Source organism: Streptomyces sp. NPDC001222 (assembly GCF_042896945.1).
In the GTDB taxonomy this organism is placed as follows: Bacteria; Actinomycetota; Actinomycetes; order Streptomycetales; family Streptomycetaceae; genus Streptomyces; species Streptomyces gibsoniae.
The window spans coordinates 21,208-27,207 of record NZ_JBIAXT010000059.1; the positions used below are offsets into that span (position 1 = coordinate 21,208).

The 6,000-nt window shown below is 67.4% G+C and carries 5 protein-coding genes and 1 pseudogene; 1 reads left to right on the forward strand and 5 read right to left on the reverse strand.

What is annotated here, in order from left to right:
* Positions 1–905: 905 nt before the first annotated feature.
* The 3 genes from ACFY2Z_RS39965 to ACFY2Z_RS39975 all read right to left on the reverse strand — a co-directional run bounded on the left by ACFY2Z_RS39965 (position 906) and on the right by ACFY2Z_RS39975 (position 2,950).
* Positions 906–2,090, reverse strand: coding sequence for an alcohol dehydrogenase catalytic domain-containing protein (locus ACFY2Z_RS39965; protein ID WP_390748912.1), 1,185 nt, complete (start codon positions 2,088–2,090; stop codon positions 906–908).
* Between the two features lie 158 nt (positions 2,091–2,248).
* Positions 2,249–2,389 carry a hypothetical protein gene (locus ACFY2Z_RS39970; protein ID WP_390748917.1) on the reverse strand — a complete coding sequence of 47 codons (141 nt, stop codon included), beginning with the start codon at positions 2,387–2,389 and terminating at the stop codon, positions 2,249–2,251.
* On the reverse strand, positions 2,390–2,950 hold the full coding sequence (locus tag ACFY2Z_RS39975; protein WP_390748913.1) for a hemerythrin domain-containing protein: 561 nt from the start codon (positions 2,948–2,950) through the stop codon (positions 2,390–2,392).
* Positions 2,951–3,167: 217 nt separating this feature from the next.
* On the opposite strand from ACFY2Z_RS39975, the gene ACFY2Z_RS39980 reads away from it, so the two are divergent.
* Entirely contained in the window at positions 3,168–4,808 is a 1,641-nt protein-coding gene (locus ACFY2Z_RS39980) for a cytochrome bc complex cytochrome b subunit (protein ID WP_390748914.1), read from the forward strand.
* A gap of 313 nt (positions 4,809–5,121) precedes the next feature.
* Here the strand turns inward: ACFY2Z_RS39980 and ACFY2Z_RS39985 are convergent, their stop codons facing one another.
* On the reverse strand, positions 5,122–5,529 hold the full coding sequence (locus tag ACFY2Z_RS39985; protein WP_390748915.1) for a hypothetical protein: 408 nt from the start codon (positions 5,527–5,529) through the stop codon (positions 5,122–5,124).
* Positions 5,526–5,906: pseudogene (locus tag ACFY2Z_RS39990) on the reverse strand (IS5/IS1182 family transposase); the annotation flags it as partial. The gene ACFY2Z_RS39985 and the pseudogene ACFY2Z_RS39990, both read right to left, overlap by 4 nt.
* Between the last annotated feature and the right edge of the window lie 94 nt (positions 5,907–6,000).

A 6,000-nucleotide genomic window follows, 5' to 3' on the forward strand; every position in this document is an offset into this window, starting at 1 on the left:
CTGCGGCCGGAGAAGCATCAGAGGATCCCGGTCAGGACGATCACGACCGGTTGGACGTGCTGTTCGAGGACGAGGAGTTCGCCGCGCTGTATCCCGCCGATGGCAGGCCCGGCTGTCACCGGGGCAGCCGGCGCTGGTATCGGTGCTGCAGTTCGCGGAGAATCTCGCTGGTCGGGGAGGCGCTGCGGGCCGCTTTGGAGGCACTGGCCGAGGCCGCCCCCGACCGGCTGCCTGCGCTGATCGCACCTGAGTGGGGCAAGCGCTTCGGGCGGAAGGTGGAGATCGGCAAGCTGCCCGGCGGGAAGCGACGGCGACCGAGCGGGCTGAGCAGACCGGCCAGGACGGGCAGACGATTCTCGCCGCTGCCTGGGCCCCATCTACCCCGCCGCACCTGCGGGTGCTGCCGCAGGTGGAGATCCTTGCTCGCCGACGGGGAGGCGGAGCAGGTCACGCAGCGGGCCCTCGTCGCGCTTGCTCACCATGGCGCACCTCCTCCTCGCGTCGGTTCCGATGGCGCTCCGGGGCGACGGACCGCGCTACCCGTCCCAGGGACAGGCGCCCCGACGGGCAACGAGGTCGCCGGTGCGGCGCACCGCTTCCTCGGCGGGCCGCGGCTCCGGCGGCCGTCGGGCAGGCGCAGCGCCACGCGGTCGCCGTGGCCTCCGTGGGGCCGATCATCGCCCAAAGCGACATAGACAAGTGCGCGGCCGACAATGCGCAGTACACGCAACTCGAGCCCTTTCCCCGGCTTCGCAGTCAACGGCGGCCGGATGGCGCCATTCGGCTTGGCCGACGGCCTGCTCCCAGGACCTCGCCTGCTTACCTGTGCGCAAAGTTCGCGTCGCTGTCCTCGCCTGGAGCCTGCAGCCGCTCCCCCAGGTCAGCGCCCAAACCAAGCTCGCCTGTCAGGGGTGAAGGAGAACCTTGACCATGCCGTCCTCCTTGGCCTGGAACATCGCATAAGCTTTCGGCCCCTGCTCCAGTGCCAGGTCGTGGGTCTTGAAGGAGTCGACACCGAGCGGGTCATCGTCGGTGAGCAGCGGCAGGATGTCGTCCACCCAGCGCCAGACGTTCGCCTGGCCCATCCTCACCTGGATCTGCTTGTCGAACATCGTCAGCAGTGGCATGGGACTCGCGGCGCCGCCGTACACACCCGAGACGGACACCGTACCTCCCCGGCGTACGAGGCCGACGGCGGCGCGCAGAGCACCGAGCCGGTCCACTCCCGCCCGCTCCATGAGCGGCTGCGCGATGCTGTCCGGCAGCAGCCCGGTGACCCACTGCGCAGCTTTGGCGAAGGGCGCCCCGTGGGCCTCCATGCCCACCGCGTCGATGACAGCGTCGGTGCCCCGGCCTTCGGTCAGTTCCTGGACGCCCTCGACCAGGTCCTCGCCATCGCGGCGGGCGTCGAAGCAGGTGACACCGTGCGCGGAGGCCCGGGTCAGCCGATCCCGGACCGGGTCCACCCCGAGGACCAGGCGCGCCCCTCGGTGCTGCGCGAGCCGCGTCGCCATGTCCCCGATCGGACCCAGGCCGAGCACGGTCACGGATCCGCCTTGGGGGATGTCCGCGTACTCCACCGCCTGCCATGCCGTCGGCAGGACGTCCGACAGATAGACGTAGCGGTCGTCCGGGGGCCCGTCGGGAACCTTGATGGGCAGCTTGTCGCCGAAGGGGACGCGCAGTAGCTCCGCCTGGCCGCCGGGCACCTGACCATAGAGCTTGGTGTAGCCGAACAGCGAGGCACCCATGCCACGCTCGCGGACCTGGGTGGTCTCGCATTGGGAGTGCAGACCCTGATCGCACATGAAGCAGTTGCGGCACGAGACGTTGAAGGGGATCACGACGCGGTCTCCCGGCCGCAGAGAGCGCACCTGGGGCCCGACCTCCTCGACGACGCCCATCGGCTCATGTCCCAGGATGTCGCCCGGATCGATGTAGGGGCCGAAGAGTTCGTACAGGTGGAGGTCGGAACCGCAGATCCCGGTGGAGGTGATGCGGACGATCACGTCGTCGGGCTTCTCAATCCGCGGATCGGGCACCGTCTCCACCCGGACATCCCGCTTACCGTGCCAGGTCAGTGCACGCATGCGAACTCCTTGCAGGAAAAATGGGCTCTCCAGCGAGCGGGTTCCCTTCTCGCCCTCGACGACGCCCCTTACGGGCTCCAGTCCGGCCTCAGCCAGGCGGGCAGATGTCGCCTGCACGCTGAGCATGAGAGTGACCGCGGAAGCCGGTTTCACGACGTTCAGGCCGCGCCCCCCTCGGTCCACTCCGCGAGATCCAGTGCGGCACGCTGTCGAGCGGTCCCGGGGGCGCGCAGGCCGTAGACCTCGTGCAGTTCGGCGATGAGCGGACCGGGCCGGATCGGGCTTCCGCGTCCGGGCACTCACCCACGGCCACGACGTGTCACCAGGTCGCGGAGGCGGTCCAAGGGCCCCCACGCCTGCGCCGTGAGTCTCACCATCAGGGCCGACTGCGGTGCTGCGGGCCGGGGCCGTGTCGGTGCGGAGGCCTCAGCGGCGCGGACTTTCGCTCCAAGGTCGTGCAGGACGTCGGCCGGACATGCCGCCTGGAGGCGGGGGAAGAGGAGTTGCTCTTCCTCGACGATGTGCTCCGTCACTCGGGTGATCACGGATAGCAGAAGGCGCCCGAAGTCCTCGCTGTCTGGATCTTGGACCTCCAGAGAGCTCAGCAGCTCCTCGATCTCTCGGTGTTCGGTGAGTTCGAGCTCCGTCCAGGTGTCGCCGTCCACCACGAAGCGGCGCACCACTGGGTATAGATGCTCCTTTTCCGCCGCCGAGTGGCGGACCAGGCGGATGGTGGCCTGTTCCACGAGAGTCTGGCGCTCGTCGCTGCCAGGCGGGGCAGAGCGGATGCGGTCGAAAAGACGTTGGATCTCTCGGTGGTGACCCGTCAGAGCTTCGATGATGTCGATTCGACTGCTCACTTCACTCCTTGGTGCGTGCTACGCCGTTCAGCGCCTTGGCTGTGTTAGCGACGCCCTTCGCGGGACCCGGTCACCGTTCGAAGTTGTTGCCCCTTCGGCATGCCTGCGCCCCGCGTCGCGGGCTCACGATCAAGATTGAAGCACGCGGTACTCGAGTATCCCGGCCCGCTGGGCTGCGCGGTGGTCCATGGAATCACACAGAGGAGCGTGGTGCGGCGTGCTGTTGAGGCGACGCAAGGCAAGACTGCAGGCCATGGCCCGTCAGGCAGCGTTCCAGACGTACGTCGCGATGGACCGGCGCGCCCCGGTCTCCGAACTGGCCAGGCAGTTGTTGCGAAAGACCTTTCCCGACCACTGGTCTTTTCTGCTCGGTGAGATCGCTCTCTACAGCTTTGTCGTTCTCGTTCTCACCGGCAGCTACCTGACGCTCTACTTCGACCCGAGCCTGGCGCAAGTGACCTACGCCGGACCGTACAAGCCACTGCAGGGCGTGTTGGTCACGAAAGCCTTCCAATCGACGCTTCACGTGAGCTTTGACGTACGCGGTGGTCTGCTCATCCGCCAGATGCACCACTGGGCCGCCCTGGTCTTCGTCGCTGCCATCGGCGTCCACATGCTCAGGATCTTTTTCACCGGGGCGTTCCGCAGACCGCGCGAGATCAACTGGGTCGTAGGCGTGACCTTGTTCCTGTTGGCCATCCTGGAGGGATTTTGCGGTTACTCGCTCCCCGATGACCTGCTGTCCGGCACGGGGCTGCGCACCGCTAACACGATCGTGATGTCGATCCCGGTCATGGGGACATACCTGGCCTTCTTTGCGTGGGGTGGCTCCTACCCCGGCGAAGAGCTGAGCAAGCGGCTCTACATCATGCACGTGTTGTTCCTGCCTGGCCTGCTGATCTCGCTGATCGCCGTGCACCTGATCATGGTGGTGTATCTCAAACACACGCAGTGGGCGGCACCGGGGAAGACCAACCGCAACGTGGTGGGGGAGCCGATGTATCCCTCATTCGCTGCCAGGTCGATCGGGCTGTCCTTGATCGTCTTTGGCGTCACCGCGTTTATGAGTGCGATCGCGCAGATCAATCCAGTGTGGTCGTACGGGCCATACGTCCCTGATCAGGTCTCGACCAACTCTCAGCCGGACTGGTACGTCGGATTCCTGGAAGGGGCGCTGCGGCTGATGCCGGGCCTAGAGACAAATCTTGCCGGGCACACCTTCATGTGGAACGTCCTCCTGCCGGCGGTCGTGCTGCCCGCGCTGCTCTTCGCCGTGCTGTATCTCTACCCCGTCTTCGAGCGATGGGTGACCGGCGACCTGGTAGAACACCACCTGTGCGACCGGCCGCGTGACCGGCCTGTGCGAACCGGACTCGGTGTGGCGGCCATCGTCTTCTACGGGGTGCTGCTCATGGCGGGCGGCAACGACGTGATCGCCTATGAATTCGACCTTTCCGTCAACGCTCTCACGTGGGCTTTCCGCATCACCTTGATCGCAGGTCCAATCATTGCCTACCTCCTCACCAGACGTATCTGTCTCGCGCTGCAACTACACGAGCGGCGGTTGTACCAGGAGGGCGAGGAAACAGGCGTGGTGCGTCAGGACCTCGCGGGTGGTATCGGTGAGCGTCCTGTCGGACTTGACCGAGAGCGGCGCTACCGTTTGCTGGTCAGAGAGATCCCCCGGCCCCTGAGGCACCCCGGGCGTCAGGCACCGCTGCGCCGGCGCATCAAGGCCGCGCTGAGCTCCTGGTACTACCGCGACCGGGTCGAAATGCCCACCACGTCCGAGGAGCGCCTCCAGATCACGGGCCGTACAGCGGATCCCGTATCAGGCGGAGCCGACGGGGCCGAATGAGCAGCTTCTCTGATCAGCTTGGGTAACCGCGGTCAGCTGTGGTGGCTGGCCGGGGTTTCGCCATCGGGGCGGGGTGGCGTGGGCGTGGAGGTGGAATCTTGCGCCGAGTGCTGCACCGCGTGGCCGGTGGCGGGGTCTGCTGCTGATCGTGTCCTGCACGCTCTGGTTCCGGCAGGCTGCGCGAGGCAGTCTCCGGCCCGTGGAGGCGTTTCCCTCCGGACGCTGACCGGTTCGGGCGTGATGCCTTGCCGGGGAGGGTGCCCCGCGTCGCCCGGGCGCGTGGCGTGGAGTTGTGCGCCGGGTCGGCCCGGTCTTAGAAGGCGTGAAGTCCGTTTCTGGTAGCGGTCGCGTCCGGGGTGGGTGAGGAGTCCCTGGCGGACGAGTCGTCCCAGGCGGGAGCGGGTGACGTGGACGAGGGCTCGTCGGTGGGCAGGTCGAGGTGTTCGTGCAGATCGCGGACGCGGATCACCTTCCCGGGGTGCTCGTTGAACGTGGTCACCATGCGCTGGTAGACGGTGGCGGTCTCCGCGGGGGCCGTTGCGTGGTCGGGCGGGGTGAGGCCGTGGATGACCTTGCGGGTGGAGGCGAGCTCGGCCAGGCGGGCTTCGGTCTCGACGAGGGCAGTGGTGAGCCACTCGCTCTGCTCGCGCAGGTTGTCGGCTCGTGCGGCGGTCTCATCGTGTTCGGTCCGCAGCAGGCGCAGGAGTTCGCAGACGTTCACGCTGCCAGCTTCACGTCGTCACGCCAGGTGGGGGCAGGGTGGTGAGGCGGCGGAGCATGCCGGCGGTGGAGGCCCAGTAGACGCGGGAGGCCGCGTTGTCGGGCCGGTGGTCGTAGTCGCGGGCGAGGCGCCGCTGCAGCATGAGGGTGCCGGTGACCTGCTCGACCACCCACCGCTTCGGTTGCGGGACGAAGCCCTTGCCCTCGTCGTCGGGGTTGCGGCGGACAACCTCGACGGTGATGCCCGTGGATGACCACGGCGTCCTTGAAGCCCTGGTCGACCAGGACCTTTTCCAGGCGCATCCCACATCGTTCGGCCGCCTGGTCCAGCAGGGCGATGCCGGCCTCGTTGTCGTGCGCGCTCGCGGCGAGGATCACGGGCCTTCCCCCGTGATGGTGGACACGGTGCGTTGATCACGCGGCGAGCGTGAGCTTAGCCGCGTGGTGTCGGCGTTCGTATTCGTTGGGGCTC

Bases quoted from the DNA above. Each gene is read 5' to 3' on its own strand.
- ACFY2Z_RS39965 (WP_390748912.1), bottom strand. From the start codon at position 2,090: ATGCGTGCACTGACCTGGCACGGTAAGCGGGATGTCCGGGTGGAGACG.